This window comes from Xenorhabdus ishibashii (genome assembly GCF_002632755.1).
Lineage (GTDB): Bacteria > Pseudomonadota > Gammaproteobacteria > Enterobacterales > Enterobacteriaceae > Xenorhabdus > Xenorhabdus ishibashii.
Genome location: NZ_NJAK01000002.1, coordinates 376,063 through 394,618, shown reverse-complemented (window position 1 = coordinate 394,618; position 18,556 = coordinate 376,063). Strand labels below are relative to the sequence as shown.

Annotated in this window: 17 protein-coding genes; 4 read left to right on the top strand and 13 right to left on the bottom strand. The window is 39.6% G+C overall.

Translation table 11 applies throughout. The features are described 5' to 3' along the window. Positions 1–3 precede the first annotated feature (3 nt). The 11 genes from Xish_RS17330 to Xish_RS17280 all read right to left on the bottom strand — a co-directional run bounded on the left by Xish_RS17330 (position 4) and on the right by Xish_RS17280 (position 12,447). The gene (locus Xish_RS17330; protein ID WP_099119066.1) at positions 4–2,919 is read right to left on the bottom strand and encodes a hypothetical protein; all 2,916 of its coding nucleotides are present in this window, start codon (positions 2,917–2,919) and stop codon (positions 4–6) included. After that, the gene (locus Xish_RS17325; protein WP_099119065.1) at positions 2,912–5,617 is read right to left on the bottom strand and encodes a hypothetical protein; all 2,706 of its coding nucleotides are present in this window, start codon (positions 5,615–5,617) and stop codon (positions 2,912–2,914) included. Before Xish_RS17325 ends, Xish_RS17330 begins: the two co-directional genes overlap by 8 nt. Before the next feature lie 67 nt (positions 5,618–5,684). Then, positions 5,685–6,101, bottom strand: coding sequence for a hypothetical protein (locus Xish_RS17320; RefSeq protein WP_099119064.1), 417 nt, complete (start codon positions 6,099–6,101; stop codon positions 5,685–5,687). Next, complete coding sequence (locus Xish_RS17315; protein WP_099119063.1) at positions 6,098–6,535, bottom strand: GPW/gp25 family protein; 438 nt, start codon at positions 6,533–6,535, stop codon at positions 6,098–6,100. Before Xish_RS17315 ends, Xish_RS17320 begins: the two co-directional genes overlap by 4 nt. A gap of 25 nt (positions 6,536–6,560) precedes the next feature. Next, on the bottom strand, positions 6,561–8,204 hold the full coding sequence (locus tag Xish_RS17310; RefSeq protein WP_099119062.1) for a phage baseplate assembly protein V: 1,644 nt from the start codon (positions 8,202–8,204) through the stop codon (positions 6,561–6,563). Next, positions 8,201–8,884, bottom strand: coding sequence for a CIS tube protein (locus tag Xish_RS17305; RefSeq protein ID WP_099119061.1), 684 nt, complete (start codon positions 8,882–8,884; stop codon positions 8,201–8,203). The genes Xish_RS17310 and Xish_RS17305 overlap by 4 nt, the downstream gene beginning before the upstream one ends. Beyond that, positions 8,884–9,066, bottom strand: coding sequence for a DUF5908 family protein (locus tag Xish_RS17300; RefSeq protein ID WP_099119060.1), 183 nt, complete (start codon positions 9,064–9,066; stop codon positions 8,884–8,886). The genes Xish_RS17305 and Xish_RS17300 overlap by 1 nt, the downstream gene beginning before the upstream one ends. Continuing rightward, the gene (locus Xish_RS17295) at positions 9,063–9,521 is read right to left on the bottom strand and encodes a phage tail protein (RefSeq protein ID WP_099119059.1); all 459 of its coding nucleotides are present in this window, start codon (positions 9,519–9,521) and stop codon (positions 9,063–9,065) included. Before Xish_RS17295 ends, Xish_RS17300 begins: the two co-directional genes overlap by 4 nt. Beyond that, entirely contained in the window at positions 9,518–10,753 is a 1,236-nt protein-coding gene (locus Xish_RS17290; protein ID WP_099119058.1) for a phage tail sheath C-terminal domain-containing protein, read from the bottom strand. The genes Xish_RS17295 and Xish_RS17290 overlap by 4 nt, the downstream gene beginning before the upstream one ends. Before the next feature lie 30 nt (positions 10,754–10,783). Continuing rightward, positions 10,784–11,860 carry a phage tail sheath family protein gene (locus Xish_RS17285; protein WP_099119057.1) on the bottom strand — a complete coding sequence of 359 codons (1,077 nt, stop codon included), beginning with the start codon at positions 11,858–11,860 and terminating at the stop codon, positions 10,784–10,786. A gap of 137 nt (positions 11,861–11,997) precedes the next feature. Further along, a complete protein-coding gene (locus Xish_RS17280; RefSeq protein ID WP_099119056.1) occupies positions 11,998–12,447 on the bottom strand; it encodes a phage tail protein in 450 nt (149 codons plus the stop codon). A 643-nt stretch (positions 12,448–13,090) separates the two neighbouring features. Here Xish_RS17280 and Xish_RS17275 point away from each other — a divergent pair. The 4 genes from Xish_RS17275 to Xish_RS17260 all read left to right on the top strand — a co-directional run bounded on the left by Xish_RS17275 (position 13,091) and on the right by Xish_RS17260 (position 14,742). Then, entirely contained in the window at positions 13,091–13,414 is a 324-nt protein-coding gene (locus tag Xish_RS17275) for an IS630 transposase-related protein (RefSeq protein WP_099116405.1), read from the top strand. Further along, the gene (locus tag Xish_RS17270) at positions 13,383–13,928 is read left to right on the top strand and encodes an IS630 family transposase (protein WP_341865778.1); all 546 of its coding nucleotides are present in this window, start codon (positions 13,383–13,385) and stop codon (positions 13,926–13,928) included. The genes Xish_RS17275 and Xish_RS17270 overlap by 32 nt, the downstream gene beginning before the upstream one ends. Positions 13,929–14,074: 146 nt before the next feature. Further along, a complete protein-coding gene (locus tag Xish_RS17265) occupies positions 14,075–14,407 on the top strand; it encodes a DMT family transporter (RefSeq protein WP_099119055.1) in 333 nt (110 codons plus the stop codon). A gap of 44 nt (positions 14,408–14,451) precedes the next feature. Further along, the gene (locus tag Xish_RS17260; RefSeq protein WP_099119054.1) at positions 14,452–14,742 is read left to right on the top strand and encodes a putative hemolysin; all 291 of its coding nucleotides are present in this window, start codon (positions 14,452–14,454) and stop codon (positions 14,740–14,742) included. 68 nt (positions 14,743–14,810) lie between these two features. On the opposite strand, the gene Xish_RS19225 is transcribed toward Xish_RS17260, so the two are convergent. Together Xish_RS19225 and Xish_RS17250 are read right to left on the bottom strand one after the other, a co-directional pair. Further along, positions 14,811–17,720, bottom strand: coding sequence for a salicylate synthase (locus Xish_RS19225; RefSeq protein WP_341865777.1), 2,910 nt, complete (start codon positions 17,718–17,720; stop codon positions 14,811–14,813). Positions 17,721–17,755: 35 nt separating this feature from the next. After that, a complete protein-coding gene (locus Xish_RS17250) occupies positions 17,756–18,532 on the bottom strand; it encodes a thioesterase II family protein (protein WP_099119139.1) in 777 nt (258 codons plus the stop codon). Positions 18,533–18,556 lie beyond the last annotated feature (24 nt).

Below are 18,556 nucleotides of genomic sequence, written 5' to 3'. Positions count from 1 at the left end.
CATTTAGTCTTTTGGTACATAGAATAATTGTTCGTTTTCAATAAATTCATGATGCCATTCATTGCCTGATTGACCTATTACTTTAATCCTTTGGTCTGGTGTAGCAACTGTCATGTGACCAATGCCATTTTCTGTATAGGGGAGGTGACCAAGCGTTAACATCTCCAAAATTTGATATGCTTCATCACCTAAAGGTATCCCATTGTTTTGCCAAAGTTTATAAGTGTTAGCGAAGGATTCAAAATTTTCTGGAGATAGCCAGTGCATGATGATAGAAATATGAGCCGGAAATTCAGATAAAATTTCGTTTTTTATCCAATCGTCCAGTTTATAAGGATCAATGGTAAATTTTTTATTATTGAATAACTGATTGTTAAAAACTGCGCTGACGACAAATGAAAAACGATCAGTTACAGCATATTCAGGGTTGGAAAAGTACCAATAATAGTGAGATGTTTTTCCAGGAATGGGAAAAACACCAGGTGAATTATTATCAAGCCTAATTAATATTTTCCTTTTAATACGATTAAATTGAATTATATGTGCTTTTAATTTTAGCGGTTCAGGAACAGTTTCTTGTGAATCAGAATTTAAAGATTTTCTTTTATCTGATGGGGTTGTTTTATATTCCAGTGTAATTTCATCATTTTCTTTAATCATCGCTGGAAAAGGAATTTGAGGGGCAAGAGTGATCCATCGTTCATCTTTGGCAATTTTCTGATTATCTTCATTGGAATAAAAGAGCTCATAATCTATATCTTTTAGCCAAACAGGACTATTTTGCCAGCGTAAAGTGCCTTTTTTAAAAGCCTCTTGTACTTTTTTCAATTTACTTTTTAAATCCTTGCTATTTTGCGCATTAAGGTAAAAGGTATTTTCTGTCACCTTGGTAATTATTTGTCCCATTATTTTAATCTTTCTGTTATCATTTTCGATGATAATCAAATTAATAATTTGCCCTTGCAATAAACGACCTGTTGTATCCTGTTGTGTGATCTTCAACTGATCATTTGTGATTTCCAGAGCATCTGGTTTTTGTTCAGTATCAAATTTTTTATCGGGTTTTATTGGTAACAACTGGCGATGTTCAATCAAATAAAAAGGTAATTTAGCTAGATTTGGCGTTTTGCTAAAGCATTCTTCCCCCAGGCCTATGCGAGCTGCGATCCGCTTTTGAAGAGCAGAGACTTTATCAATGCGGATATTGCTACGTTGATAGGCGAGCTGTGGTTGTTGAGCCAGATAGCCGCGTTGAATTGAAAGATATTCTTTTTGTTCTGAAATTAATGGATTGATTGAGCATTGAGCACCAAAATAACCTAATAAATAATTTAATATTGTGAGTTCTTTTGTATAATTTTTCTGATTGATACCATTATCATTTTCAATTTCCACATCATGATTTAATTTCTTAATTAAATCATATTTGATATTCTGATGAATATTTTGATTATTAAACTGATCAGAATTAAAAGGCCATTGTGTACCGTATACTTTATTTCCTCGTTGTTTAAATGCCAGCAAATTAGGTAATAAATTTAGTTCGGCACAGCTATTTGCTAGCATTTGCTCAAAGGGCAACATAAATTTTTGTAATTGTTCTTGGTGTGTTTTTTTTGCATTGCTTTGTAAACCGTAACAGTCAGGTAATTTATTGCTGACAGAATAATAGTCTAATGTCTTACGATTTTTCCCCCAATTGATTAATACCGGTTCTGTATTGATTAGGGGTAAGGGAATGTTTTTTTCCTTTACTTGTTGTTGAGAGGCAGTAACAGTTACTCCGCCTTTTGTTGTAATTTTTAGGGGTGTTTCTGATGAGGTAATTAATTCTAATGGATTAGCTCCCCAGAGTCTTGGATAATACCCCTGAGCGATTTTCCAAGACCAGTTATCATCTTGTAACGAAGATATTGGGCTATTTTTTTCATCTATTGCTAATGCCAATCGAGTAATATGTCGTATCCCTTTGATAGTCAATAGTTGATTAACCAAATGGTTCAGATGTAATTTTGTCGAGTCAGCATAATTTTTAGTCGGTGGTAACTTCGCTATCCAACCGTGCTTTAAATTAGGGCCAGAAAATATTTCCTCATTACTATACCCCTGTTCTTGCAGGGTTTGGGTAGTATAACGTTCAGGTTTTTCTAATACTAACTGTTCTGCAATTCTATAAACCTGGGCAATGATATTGGCAATATCATTAACATCATCATCAATCTCAATATCAATCTGTAAGATTAAGTCTGTAGGTTTTAACCAGATAATTTTATTGATATATTCGCAAATATTACGGTTATTTTTAAGGAAAGTATCTAGACTTTTTTGAGTCAGCGTTTTATTAATTTCTGTTTCTCGGCTGGGAACTAAATAAAGCCAATAGTTCCCTCTTAACGTCAATTGTTCACTATCTTTAGTGGAAGTAAAGCTGTATTCTCTTTCTTTTTTGTTATACCAATATTGATAACGTTCTTTTTCAGGCTCGCGAATAAGCTGTACATCATTAAAGAGGAAATAACCCGTACTGCTTTCAGTATCCATACTGTTTTTGTTGATGGAATCGTTTAGATTATCGTGGCTATGGAGGTCCAGTAAAGCCTTGCGGTAATCCTCTGCGGTAATTGGTCCACATGTTAGCATTTTTTGTGGTCCGAACTCTGTTGGGAAAATACCGTCATAGGGAAGCTGTTCCTTTTTTTCAAGAGTCAACAAATCCTTAAGTGGTAATGAATGACGATAAGCCAGATCGGAAATACCGTAACAACAGGCTTCTAATAATGTAATGCCGGGATCACTTTCACCAATATAACTCCAGTTTTGGCTGGACTGTTGTTCAATAATCTGCTTGGCCTGAGTGAGTAAGGTATCAAAAGTAATATCTTCTTTGATGATGGGAAACAGCGCATCTTGATTATTCATTATTAGCACCTTGTTTTGGATGAGTTGTATTTGGCCATACTAAAATCAGCACTTCATTATCAAGGGCTTCAATACTTTCACCGATAATACCTGGCGAGTTTTTATCACGTGTAAGGCTTAAATTAGTCACTCGTTCAACTAAAGGTGATTGCTGGATCGTGGCCAATAATTGATAATAGTCAATACGGTTGCCAGTGGTTACACCAAGGGTATTATTTGTTCCCCATGGCATATATTTTTGGCTTAATTCTTTTTGTAGTTGAGTGTGGCCATAGTCAGGATTAATGCCTGAAATAAACATTAGGTTGTAGTTGATTTTAACGTCAACATAAGTTGGGTTATTAATTTCAATCGTAGCCCACGAGCTGATGAATTGATCTAACCATTCGGTCATTTCTGTCAATTGAGCTGTATTCAGAATCGGGCGTAAAACATCGTCGTTATCTTTGTAACGGCTATTGGCGATTACAATCAATTGTCGTGTATCTGATACAGGGATCTTGGTTAATTCATTAATTGAAGGTATCAGGATATCAAATATGCTGACAAAATGTTCTTTCAATAAAGTCGCAATATCTTTCCAACTCAATGCCCGATGACGGTGGAACAATCGGGCAGGAACTCGCGCAAGAAAAGCCTGTTCTGTTTCTCGTGGACGTGCATTCCAGGAGGCCCAGGGCTGCGTAATTCCACTAATTTCAATTGATGCCTTAACGGGATGTTTAATGCTGTTGGCGGCTAATCCATTGATAAAGTGAGCCTGCTCAATAAGTTCAGGATTGGTTAAGGTTACTGTGATAGCGTTATATAATAATCCTTTGATTACTGGATAACTGCTTTGGGGCGTTATTTCGGCTTTCAACCAATACCGTCCCTTTGGCATCTGAGTAACTTGATCTGATGCATCCGTTGGTAATAAAGTGCTCCAGATACCACTACTCAGTAAGCCTTGAGTTTGATCATCAACCCATTTGTTTAATGGATACCAGTTATTATCTTTATTAAGGTAATACCAGGATAAATTGCATTCCTGAGAACCTTTTAATCTCCAATAAAGTGATAAAGTTTGTCCTGGTAAGAGGTTAGTAAAGCCTAAATATAATTCGTTGTTGGTTGCTAGTGTTGTGTTTAAAGATGTTTTGTCACACCAACCAAAAGGCGTGAGAGGATAAGTAGAAAATTGCCCAGATTTGGCTTTAGCGTTGAATTGAACCCATAATGTACTGATTTTTGGCGTGTAAGGTATATTTTTTCCTTTAGGATTTTTCCAATATTGATCATGCATAAAATCTTGTTCAACCAGTTCAACGCGTATTGATGCAGGCCAGTCATTGGGGGAATTTTTTTTTGCAATAGGATAATCCATATTCGGTAATGTAAATGTCAAACTTTGCCCTTGTGGAGGGGCATTTCCATTATTTTCAAATAATGGCTGGGCTTTATTTAATTTTTCTCTTTTTTGGGGTGTGATTAAATATCCTTGAATTTTAAAATCACTATTATCAATTTCAGGATCATACCCTTTATACCACGTTTTAAAGCTTTCTTTAGGTAATCCGCTCCATTGAGGATTAAGGGTAAGTGTTGCGTTTGCCGTATTATACCATTCAGGAGAAACCAGATTAAAGCCAGAGCCTAGTGGTGATAACCGGCCAAACGGGAAACTGGTTTTATCCGCTTGTTCAATACCGCTATCAGAAGAATAACGTACGTTGTGATTGCCATTAATATTGATTTCGATATCTGTAATTTCTGGTAGAGTCGGTCCTTGAGTAGTGATTATCTTTAATACGGGTACATTAAATATCATATTTTCAAGGTTATTAGGGGGAGTAATAGGCCCTTCATTAGCAGATAAGCATAATTTGATATATTGAAGATTATCTGTTTTTACGGGTGTTAATGAAAGCCAGTGATCATGTGAACTCACTTTAGCGCTGATATGAGCACAATCGCCTATCCACTTGTTTGCAAGTGTAAGTGTAATACTGCGTTTCCCTCCTGGCATTGCCAAAAGAGGAGAAGTAATCAAGTAACCGGGTAAAACCGGAATATGACTGGAGATGGAATCAAAAAGCCGAATACCGTCTTGAGGAAATGTAATCTTATTTGCAAGATCTAAAAGTATTTTTGTTTGCCCATTATTTTTATCTTTTTTATACCAGTATAAATCAGTCAATTTTCCCTGATTAGCCAATAAATTTGATTCTGAAGCATATTGTAACGGATTTCCGGCACTATCTCGCCCGCCATCAAAGAGGGTACCTTTAGGAATAAAATATTCTTTCGTATTTTTATTTAGCATAATGTTTAAAGCAACACTGTCTGCTTGGGCTTCTCTGAGTTTTAATCCTAATAATTTTTGATAATAGAGATTGCGATGCCGAGCAGGGAAAGTATTTAGTAATATTTTAACTGTCTCCATCATCTTTAAAAAAGCAAAGAGGAAAGCATGATGTGGAGGCAAATAACCATTTGATTCATAAATGCCTTGATAAATGGCCGCTAATTTCTGCGGGGTGTTATCTTCAATAAAATAAAAGGAATTCCAATGCTGTTTTTCATTGTTGCCAAAAGGAATTATTTTAGTATATTCCTCCAGCCAATTTAGCGTGTCCAGTATGTCTCTATCATCAAGTTCAAAGTCAATATCAGGTGCAATAGCTTTAAGTTTATTTTCTAGTCCGTTCTTTTCCATAATTATATTACCTATTATTTAGATATTTTCTTGATTTTTATTCTGAATGTGATTTTTTAAGAAATATTCATCCTGTACTGACAATATATTGACTGGTAATAAAAATACCTCTACCCATACTTGGTTCCGGCACATCTGGACCCGTTTCCGGATTATCAGCAAGTATATTAGGGATAAAACGAGCGGTGAATTGCTGTCCGACAACAATGGCAGTGATAGGTGTGCGACAAAAATTGGCTTGTTGGCTATTGTCAAGTTCAGCTATGGTGACTATTCCCATACCGGGAATTGGGTGCTCCGGTGTAATGTACTCTGCTTCAAATTCTACTTCTTTTTCATCACCCAGAATCACCATTTTTTTGCCCTGGATTGTAGCGTGTCCGTTGCCTCGAATAATTGTTGGTTCCAGAATAGTGACTTCACGGTCTCCGAATAAAGGTTCAAATAACAGGCTGTCACCGTCAACGATAAATTGTCCACTCATAGAATCACCTGTAACTGTCCTTCATTAATTGTAAGGATACTTTCAAGTTGTTGGTTGATATCACTACCTCTTAAGGTATAAATGACTTGAATATGAAGGGTATTAAGAAAATCTGTTCTTTGGCTGATCTGAATATCTGTAATGTTGGCACGAGGTTCATAACGCAATACACACTCTTCAATACGGGTTTGAATATCTGCCATTAATTCATCACTGATATTAGCAAAAAGATAATCAGACAGACCACAACCATACTCTTCACGCATAATGCGTTCACCAGGTTCAGTCAAAAAAAGAATACTCATACTTTGGCGGACATTTATTTCTCCTTCGGTCAGGGTTACACCAGATATTTTTTGGTCTTCATTGATAAAAAATTGGGGAGGGAATGCCCAACCACGACCATAAAGTTCAGCTAGTATTTTTTTCGCCATCTTAGTTACCTTAGGCTTAAATAAATTATTGCGTTAAGTTAATGTTGGCTCCCTTAATATCAACTCCAGATTGTCCACTGGCAGATAAGGATTCTTCAGCTTGTAATTTAATTTCCTCAGTGGCTGTCATAATAAGATTTTTAACTGAATCAAACGTAATATCTTTATCCTGTTGTAAAGATAATTTATGTTCTCCACTATTAATAGAGATTATTTTTTCTTTATTGTTGAAAATAAGTGACTGTTGATTTTCCGCCTGCCTGATAACTAGTGTTTTCATCGAATTTTCTTCGCTAGGCGCTAACGGAGTTTTATTTTTAGGGTTGTGCATCGAACCTAATATAACGGGGAAATCAGGATTACATTCAAAGAAACCGATAATCACTTCATCCCCCGGCTCAGGGTAGAAACAAAATCCGCTTTCATTGCTGGCATAGGGTTTACTTAAGCGAGCAAACAGTGTGTCACTACCTGAGCCAAAAGCAGGGATTTTGATTGGTATTCGATCCAGAGATTGGCTATCTTCTTGGAATTTTTCCACAATCCCGATATGCAATTCTTTTACTTGAGATGCAGGTTGTCTTGCCTCTGGCTGCATACCTAAAGTCAATTGGGTACGCCAACCCTGCTGTTGATTAATGCTTTGGTTGACGCCAGTGATTATTGTCCGACCATCCATGGCCTGACCGAAGCCAGTTAATTCCAGTATATCCCCTGCTTGATAGCGATTATCGCCTGCCACGTAAAAACGGCCGGAGACATTATGAATTCGTTGATTATTCAGAATACCTTGCGCAAGATTTAGAGTTTGTTCATTATCCAATGAATAACTGAAAATCCATTGTGATCCCTGATTAGTTAAGGAAGATACGTTATCGGAGGCAAGTTGCCCACTACCCAGTTCGCTCTTGCTCACCTGAATGGCCTGGGACAACTCCTGCTCAACAATATCCCATGATGTTATATTCACTGTTTCAGGATTATATTGATTATCCCATTGAAGGCTGGCCTCAAAGAGCACAATTTCCTGATGATTATCTTCTTGTATATTAATGTCTTGGCTACTGCTCTGTTGGCTGAGAGTATGTACTGTTGATTGATTGAGCGATTCAGGTGTCACCAATGTCACTGTCTCTGTACCAGGAAGCATCCAGGTATTTGTTGCATTTAATCGTTTTCTCAAAAAGACCCAGTTATTGCAGCGAAATTGTGCCATTTGTTCATGAACAGTCCGAAGTTGGGCGTTTTGCTTGATGGTTACTGGGATACCTGCTTGATTAAATAATTTCCTGATAATTTCTTCATCACTTTGTTGACTGAATAGCTGTGAATTGAGGCCATGAGTCAATTTTTGTAATGGATGTTTGGCGGTTAGTATTACCAGACTATCTTGACCTTTGAGTTCAAGCTGTTGTCGAACAATAATACCCTTAAATACAATTTCCTTTTCAATCTGTGCAACAAATTCACTGTTTGGGCGGCAATTTGTCAGCTCTTCTTGTGTTTTGTGATCAAAGATATGAATGATATCGCCAGTAAGCCCTAAGATAATATTTGCTGAGGGAATATCATTGATATGTTGGTTGATAGTGATACTGATGACGGAAAATTGACTGAGCGGGGCACCATCTACCATGATCTCGATTGCTGGTAATGAGGATAACTTCATGTTTTATCCTTAGCCTGAAATATTTTCCCTGGGGTAAAATCATCAAGATTATCCAGAGCGTTTTGCCATGCGAGTGTGAGATAATCAATACTCCCCGCCAGGGAAGTGCTGGCTCCTGCTGCTATCAGCGGTAAAGAAAGTTTATCAATGGCAGTGACTGTAGTAGTAGGAGGTGACTTTAATTGTTGTTCAGCGGCTTGAATGACAAAACTTTCGTCTGCAACCAGGGATAAGGTCGCATTGGCTCGCAAGGGGGTTGCATCTCGATCAAACAGTATGTATCTGACGGTAAGACCGTTAGCTCGACCAGCAAAATAGCCTTTGTTTTCCCAGCGCATTTTCCCCCATTTGACTTTCAAAAAATGGGGGACTTTGGTGGTGGCATCAATGGCACATAGCGACTTTAGTGTTTCCAGTTGTGTTTCTACAGGAGTATTATTGCCGGGCATTGTGGCATCAAATAGCAACTCCAGTGACAGACCCGTTGGTTTAGATAACACATAACGATTGCTCTGGTTGGTATTGTTAACACTTTCATCTTTCTGATAATGGTTCATGTAATCAAGATGGATAGAATCAGGGTTGTACATAGCTTGTAAACTACCTGCTGAGGCTTTACCTTCTCGGTCTTTAAAGGCGGTAAGCGTGAGTTTAGATAAGTTACGTTCGAGAAAGCTCATCATATTCTCCCAGATTCACGTAAAGCTTCTAATACCTCTTGTTTTATGACTTCAATTAAGCGAGCATTATCTAGCTTTTCTTGAGCTAATGTCCTTTGGGACAAGGTTTGTGAAGATAACTCTTTACTTGAAGGCTCGATCACCTTGGCCTGGATAATCAATTCTTTAATTTCAATAGTCATATTTTTACTCCTAACCAGATCATATCCTGATAACTTAATTCCAATGAATTGATCAAAATGGAATTGTTGTTGGCATCAAGATCACCAGTGGACCAACGTATAGGCAGCGCATTACTTAATGTCCAGCTTGTCACAGGAATTGAGTGTTCATTCAGAAGCATGATGACCACATCGGCATAAATTGCCTTACCTTCGCTTAGAACATGCTCAAATACTAATGTCAGGGGGGTGATGATCATCACCCCACGCTCCAACACGACATTTTTATGCTGAATTTTTTCGGCCAACCAGGTATTTCTGATATTTTCTCCCCCTTGACTGTGTTGTGTTGTTTTCAATTCGCGACTGAGGCCGGAGATACGTTGGAAAGCAATATCGAAAGGGCTGGGGATATTATTAAAGAGAAAACTGGCAATAAAACGATGTGACACTGAAGGGGTGAGTGGATTCATCATGTTTCCCCCTGTTTAATGGCTTTGTACTGTTCGGAATCAAATGTTAGATTCAGTTCAATAAATTCTGCTGGCGTTAACAGCGCTAACTTGATTTTCATTATCATTTTTCCATCTCTTAGATCAGCTTCAGTCATTGATTCGTCAATTCCCAGTAAAACTTCAAATGCGTGTTCTTGCTGGGTTCCCCGTAACCCTCCTTTTAACCATAATTGACGTAACCAGTTGTGAGTCTGACCTTTAAATTTCATCCAAGTGATCGCGTTATTAGGTTCAAATACAAAGGCTTGTCCTAGTTTAGTGATATAAGTTTCGATATAGGAAATTTGACGTCTGGTCTGGATATAGCGCAAGAGAAAATCGGGTTGATTAAAATCTGGTTGGCTGTACAGTGTGCGACATCCCCAAATACGAATGCCTTTGCCAGGAAAACTACGAATCAGATTTAATGGCTCTTCATTTATATCAATCCATTGTTGTGCTTCAGCATAAGAACATGTCGGATTAATGACTTTGGCTAATTGGACGTTTGCTGGCGCTACCCATGCACCTTTTTCTCGGTCATAACGTTGAATAATAGCAGCGACCGCGGCTGTGGGGGAAATGACAACAGTTTTATCAGTGCTATCGTTTTCATAATAAACAGTATTCAAGCTCGGCCAATATACAGCACCCCATTGCCGATCATTTGGGGGAATTTCTCCTAATTGCTTAAAACAATTAGCAGCTAGTCTTGGGTTATCCGGTGCATCCAGTAATCCCATGATGCCATGACGAATCTTGCAGAGATTCAATACTGCCGTCCAAAGTTGTAACCAGGCACTTGCGTTTATATTGGCGCAACTGCACTGACTAAATTGAGCTGTATCAGGCACGATAAGCAGTGTGATTTGATTTTCTGCCGCAATAGCTTGTTTAAGCCAATTTTGTTGCAGTTCGGTGATAATTAATTGAAGATCTTTTTGTGTTTTTTCATTTCCCAATGACAACATATAAGCTTGTTGTCCTCCATTGTCGAAGAAATGGCGTATAGAATAATACATCAATCCTTCTGGTTTAAATGACTGGGTAAAATCAGTCAGGTCATTTAGCTTAATAATGATGTTATCGTGAATATTTCCACTAGCTGGTGGTTGGGTATAACCAATAAAAATTGGTATACCCATGAATACATCATTTGATCTCTGTGAAACCACATTTTCTGTTATTTTGATGCCTGGCTGTATTGTCTCCATGCTCGTTTCCTCCATGAATAAAGTGCAGTACTAAATATCTTGTGTAAATTGCAAGATAATAAACTCGGCAGGGCGTACCGCAGCCAGACCAATCTTAGCGATCATTTTGCCTTGTTTGATATCGTCATCAGACATAGTGATACCCTGGCCAATCTGAACAAAGTAGGCTTCCTTGGGTTTAGTCCCAACTAAAGCACCTTGCTGCCATAGGTTGTGCAGATAATTGTCAATGCTACTACGCACTTGCTCCCAGGTTGGCTGGCTGTTGGTTTCAAATACTGCGGCTTTCATAGCATTTTGGATATCCCGTTCAACACTATTAAACAGGCGACGAACTGAGATATAGCGCCAGTTATCCGTATCATCTAATGTACGGGCTCCCCAAACTAAAGTGCCATTGTTAGTAAAGGTACGGATCATGTTCAGCGCTTTACCCTGGTTATATATTCCCTGTAGGTCATCAGTTACTGAATATTGGGGTTGTAATCCGCCCTGAATAGCCACATTGGCAGGTGCTTTCCAAACACCTCGGCTGTTATCAACACTCGCATAAACACCAGCCATAACTGCACTGGGAGGAATATTAATGGTAGATTTATTTTTTCCCCATTTAGCCGTTAACCAGGGATAATAGACTGCGGCATACTGAGATTGTGCATATGGCTTTAATATATCAGCCAGTTTGTCTGTATTAGTAATCTCTTTTTTGGGACCATCATGAATGGCAAATAATCCTTTACCCTCTATACAAAGGCTTCCGGCAGCATTTGCAATATCTTCTCCTGCGGCCACTAACAATGTAACATCATCAAGTTTTGGAACTTGTGTTACTAAATCTAATGTTTTTATGAGGTAGGCATATCCGCCACCGTTAATAAAATAAGCCCGTAGTGAGATATCAAGGGGGTCGCTAGGATCAAATAAACCATTTTGTCCTTTTAAGGCTAAATATTCTAACCAATTATTAATGCGATGGTACTTTTCTGTAAGATATGTATTCTTATCATTAACAGCAAAAACAGGCACTGCTGTTGCACTTGTCCGTACAGAGAGAGACGTTTCATTAACCTCTTTGATCTGAACGCCTGGATATGTATTTGTTAGCATATAATCTCCTATTATAGTATAAAGCCCTAAATAAATGGTTTTTATATAGTTAATAAATGTAAAAATAGTTATCGTTTTATAGTAAATAAAACTATTGATAATCAATGAAATAACTATGTGGTCATTATTTTTCTGCTTTATGGCGCGTGGGCTTTTATCATATCTGCGGTTAATGATATTTCTTCAACAGCAATTTCGTTACTGGTAGCATCAAAAGAAGGAATGGTTAGTTTAGTTGGAAATGCATTTGTGACGCTCCAGCTCATTAAAATTTTTTGTCCTGTATCGTCAGTTAGACTAATTAAAATATCTTTTTTCTCCACTTGATTAAGTTGAATGGAACTCATCCAAGTAAAAAGATGAGTATCTTTAGGAAATATACCTTTTCGTAGAGTAATGTTAACGGCATGGCGTTGACCAGGCATTTTAAAGTAATTCCCAATTCCATCTTTATACTCTATAACATCATGGTTAATTTCCAGACCAGAAATATTATTAAAAGCAATTTTCTCACTACCAAATGAAACTAAAAAACGATAATTAGGTAATGGATATTGATTGGCGATTTGTTCTGTAGATGTGGTCATTATTTTCCCTTTTAATGTTGTAATAAAATCGTGATCGTTTTACGGTTATGCATTGAATTGTAATCGTATTTTCATGTACCCTTCCATGTGTGAAATACATTTTATGCGAGTGGACGCGGAAACGTTTATACGTACGTACGTTAATTTATCTGGCTATAGATAGTTTGCTTTATAATTTCAAAAATTGCATTTTAGGAATGGCTACCGCAATAACTTTCCATAAAAGCTATTATTATCTTAATTTGGTGAAGAAATGAAAAATTCGTTATGCAAGATAACAAATTTAAAATATTAATTGTTTATATATGAAAATATTACTGATAACGCTAAATTTTTTATTTTTTTCATTCTAAGTTAATATCATGGGTGCTGGCTAATTAGAAATACTTATAAATTGATAGTAAATAAAAATGAATTATTTGGTTGTAATTGATTTATAATTAATTTCAATTTTATTGAAAACATGAGGCCATATTTTGATATAGCATCCTGAATGTAATTGTCGAACGAAGAAATTGCCCTATTAGAGGAATAACGCGCAGTGATAGTAAGGAATTTGTTGGAAACCTTTACCAATGGCTATAGCTAAATCATATCAATATGACATAATATCTAAACCTAAGATGACAAGGCATAAAATGAGATGGGCTACAGCTTAGATTTTCGAAAGAGAGTATTGGCATACAAAGACAAGCATTCGTTGACTTTTGAACAAACGAGTGCCCATTTTGAAGTCTCCATGCGCACCTTGTTCCGGTGGTGCAATCAGATAGAACCTTGCATGACCCGCAATAAACCTGCCACGAAAATCCCTGATGCAGTGCTCATGGCGGATGTCCAACACTTTCCCGATGACTATCAATGGGAAAGAGCAAAACGTTTAGGTGTCTCACAATCGGCTATTCATTATGCCTTGAAACGGCTTCGGATCACCCATAAAAAAAACGTTAAAACACCCTCGCGCTGATCTTCAGGCTCGTCAGGTATTTATCGAGCGCATCAGCGACTATGAGCGGGCTGGCAGGCCGATTGTGTATTTGGATGAAAGTGGTTTTGCTCAGTCGATGCCACGTCAACATGGCTATTCGGAAAAAGGGTTACGCTGTTTTGGTTCGCATGACTGGCACGCAAAAGGCCGTATCAACGTCATTGGTGCCATTCTCGAAAATACCTTCGTCACCTTAAGCTTGTTTACCGAGAATATTAATGCCGATGTTTTTTATGCGTGGATGACACAAGATTTGCTGCCAAAGCTTCCACACGGCACCGTGATAGTGATGGACAATGCGCCTTTCCATAAACGGAATGACACGGCACAAGCGATAGCAGACAGCAGATGTCAACTGGAATGGCTTCCCGCTTATAGTCCGGATTTGAACCCAATAGAACACAAATGGGGCGGAGCAAAAGCGATCAGGAGGCAAAAAAGATGTTCGGTTGATGAGTTGTTTACGGAGCATATTGAATATGTCAGGTTATGATGATTCTGCTATATGAGTCTTAGGGATGGTTGCGTGATGCTATTGTATTTAAGGTATTGTATTTAAGGTATTGCATTTTAAGTTATGGTAGATTAAGCAGTTTTTTTGGATTTGGTCTATTTTATAACTTTGGCTTGGTGAGCAATATGAATGTATGGGGCTATTTGTTTATCGCGATTTTGTCTGAAGTGGTAGCGACAACAATGTTAAAAACTGCTGATGGATTTACTCGTTTAGTGCCGTCTGTTGTTGTGGTAATGGGATATTGCTTATCGTTTTGGGAGTTATCACAAGTGGTAAAAGTCATGCCCTTGGGGGTTGCTTATGCGGTTTGGTCTTGTCTTGGCATAGTGTTAGTCTCTATTGCAGGTATCTTTTTATACCAGCAAAAATTGGATTTACCGGCAATTATCGGTATTTTTCTTATTATCGCTGGTGTTTTAGTGATAAATTTGCTTTCTAAAAGTGCAGGGCATTGATCTATACCCAAATATATTAATCCGATAATTAAACTGGAGAAAATATGTTGTTAAAGCGGGGAATTACCCTTGTCAAATTATTGCTGGTGGCAACGCTATTGGCGGGTTGCAGTGGTCATCAAGCCGAAACTTCATCAAGCCGTTACAAACATTATCAATATTCAGATCTGGGTATTTATCTGAGTAAAGATGCCAGTGAAAGTTGTTCTGATGCAGGAGGAATTCTGGCACTAACCAAGCAATTGAATGGGCATCAAGTGCCTGTTTGCCAACTGGCGAATGGTCGTCGTTGTAATGAACAGGCTTTGTTGGATGGTGGATGTGCATCCTTCTGACGTAGGGAAAACCAGATATCACTCTGGTTTTCCCCGAAAGCATTATTCCTGCCTATCCCAATAAACGTTTAGTCTTTTTGACCGGAATGTGGGCGAACATATTTCATAATGCATTCAAGTTTTTCACAGGTTTCTTGCCATTCTCTTTCTGGCCTTGAATCTCTGACCAAGCCTGCTCCCGCCTGGAGCCAACAGCGTCCTTTATGCTGATAGAGAGAACGTAGTACCAGCGCGGCATCCAGTTTACCGGTGCTATTCAGAAGCATGACACAACCACTATAAAGCCGGCGTGGTTCACCTTCATAACGAGATATAGCTTGTAAAGAAGGTTTTTTCGGTATCCCTGAAGCGGTGACCGCCGGAAATAAGGCAATAAAGGCATCCCAACGATTTTTGTCTGCTTGCAGTAGTCCTTTAACCCGTGATGCCAAATGTTGTACCGAACCCCGTTCACGAATAGCCATAAATTCTGATGCACAAAGCGTTTCTGGCTGACAAATCGGCGCTAATTCTTCTAATGCCAGTTTTACCGAAACAGCATGTTCGGAAATCTCTTTCGGATCAGAAAGTAAATCGGCTCGCAGTTTCTGATCTTGCTCCTTGTTATGTGTCAATGCTCGGGTGCCTGCCAACGGCTGGGTATTAACCCAACCCGAACCATCTGCTTCAACGACGGTTTCTGGGCTGAAACCGTAAGCAGAAAAATCGCCATCACGTAAGAAAAAAGAGCGGGCTGGTGTATTAGCCTGACGGCCTAACCAGTAACTGTGTGTTATATCAATATTTGAGCCAAGCTCAACTTTGCGTGACAGGATCACTTTTTGGTAGTGACCCGCGGTAATATCCTTAACCGCATTGGCAACGCTGTCTTGATAATTTTTTGCAGCGTCTGCTGTGTTGATAATTTCCATCGCTTTTGTATGTGGGAAAGTCGGTGTGCCTAATTGATCAGCTCGCTTGATTTTCTCGCTCAATATAGAGACTTGCTCTTCTTCAAGCGTCCGTATCAGAACTTTCCCTTGAGTTATACGTAATTCATGCTGTGGAATAGTGATTTTTATCAGCGCTTCATTTTGTTGTTCTAATGATGGCTTTAATGGTATCCCATACGTCATATGGGAAAATTCGAATAATGTTTTGCCATAAGCGCGCCAGTCTTTAATCGGAAGAGCGTTGAGCGTTTGCTCAAGTTTTTGGCTGAGTGTATTGATATCGTATGGATGGCGATTGCCCTGTGAATCAACCAATTGTCCCGATGCATCTGCACTTATGGTTGCAGCGCAGCCTATTCCCAATGACCATTCACCTTTTATTTCGTAGAGCATACAAGGTTGTGCATCATTATCGGCAAGCAAGCGGGTAACCAGATCTAACGGATTGCTGGTAATCGTCACCGTCTGTTCATGATATTGTTGCATCAGGTTGTTATTTTCTGCTTGTGCCATCTGTACTAACTGGCGTTTGTCGATTTTTCCTACCGCAGTTAATGGCCAATATGCCACAAATAACCATTGGTCAGGGATTTTATGCCGCTGAACACCTTTCTGGTGCAAAAATGCTTGCATTTGTGCAGGATCGGGTTGATTGATGCTCTTTGGCAAGCAAGCACAAATACGTTCACCCAAGAGTTCATCAGGAACCGCGATGACAACAGCGTCATCAATATCTGGATGTTGCAGCAGCAATGTTTCAACTTCTTGTGTTGAAATTTTTTCACCACTGCGGTTAATTTGCTCTTTAATCCGTCCCTCAACGATCAGGTTGCCATCTGGTCTGATGCGAACCAGATCACCAGTTCGGTAAAATCCATCAGGGGTGAAGGCGACGGTATTATGCTGTTCTGCACGGTAATATCCTGTAATGGTATAGGGGCCTCGTGTAATCAGTTCACCTACTTCACCAGATGCAACAGGTTGCAGATTGATATCAACAATTTTGATCTCATCTTCTTCTGATAGTGGGCGCCCTTGGGTGTTAATAACGACTTCATCAGGATCGTCCAGTCGGGTATAGCAAAGCAACCCTTCCGCTGTACCAAATACCTGCTGTAAAGGAGCAAGGCGTGCGATGACCTGTTCTGCCAGTTCCGGTGTGAGCCTGCCACCACCGACTTGTAAGCAGTACAGGGATGAAAGGTCGCTTTGTTCCCAATCGCGCGCCTGTTCCCAGAGTCGGGCAAGAGCCGGCACTAGTGCCACATGAGTCACCTTATACTGCTCTATCAATGGCATAGCTTCATCACAACTGGCGGTGTCACTCAGAAGCACACATCCTCCCTGAGAAAGGGTGCCCAGAATCCCAGGACTGCCTAGAGTAAAGTTATGGGCAACAGGCAATACCGCTAAATAAACACTTTCAGTGTCGATTGAGCACAGGCGAGCTGAAAGTACAAAATCATAGGTGTAAGCATCGTGGGTACGCGGGATTAATTTTGGTGTACCCGTTGTTCCTCCGGAAAGTAACAACACGGCAATATCGCCATAACCTGGACCAGGAACATTGAGCGGTTCCTCCTCAATGGAGGCGAATGGGGTAAATTCTTCTGCCTCTCCGTCCACGATAATATGTTTAAGTTCGTCACAAGATGCTGCAACTTCCCGCGCCATTTCTCGATAATCAAAACCGTGGATACAATCGGGAATAATATAAGCCACCGGACGTGCAATCTGGCACAGCGCATGAACATCATGTGCCCGTTGGGTAGGCATTAATAATACGGGATGAGCCCCTAACCTAAACAAGGCAAAACAGGTGATAACAAAGGAGATACGGTTAGGTAGTTGCACCATAACGTTATCACCACGGCGTATTCCACGATGATACAATCCGCTTGCTAACCTCTCCGCAGATTGATGGAGTTCATGGTAAGTTAGTCGCTGTTCTTGATAAATCAACGCGGTTTTATCTCCCCAAATACTGGACCATCCGGCAAGCTGCTGATCCAGCGTTTTGCCATTCCAAAGATAGTTTGGCGTCATAGTCAGTGTTTTCCCCGGGATAGAAAAAGGTGCCATTATGCGAACTCCTTTGAATAAACATATTGCATAAATTGGGTCATATGATGAATAAAACTCTGCGGTTTTTGCGTAATATAAAAATGATCGCCGGCAATCTCTTGGCAGCAATACGCAAGATTTTGCTTGTCACTTGCAAGCCAGTGATGCCACTGCTGAACTTCCAGAGCGGAAGCCTCTTTATCTTCGTTGCCATAAAGCAACAATGTGGGTGTTTGTAATTTTACTGAATCAGTCTGAATAGCGTGGTAATAGCGTTCTGTAGCAAAAAAATCAGCCCGTAACATGGGTAAAAACAGGGCAAGTAGTCCAGGATCTTCTCGTAAAATCGGGCTGCAACCGCCGATATCAATCAGTTGTTCAATGAATTCATGATCAGGCAATCCACTCAGTTGGCGGCGGGATTGAAGATGGGGGGCATGACATCCCGAAAGTACCAATGCTTTGGGGGCACAGTGATATTGTTCAAGGTATCGGCAGGTTTCAAAAGCGACCTGAGCGCCCATCCTGTGGCCGGCCAGTATCAGGTTCTCTCTTTGTGCGGGAGCCAATGATCTGATCACATCAGCAAGTGACTGAGCCAATGGCGTAATGCTGGTAACAGCATGTTCCTGCATACGGCTGTCACGCCCGGGGTAAATCACCAGCGAAACGGCAATATCTGGATTTTCCAGTGCAGACCATTGGCGGAATGCGCTACTGCTGCCTCCGGCAAAGGGGCAGATTAACAGAGTGTATTTGGGTTCGCCACGAGGTGTCAGACACGGGCGGATCATCGGATGTGCGGGGAGTGCCCAATT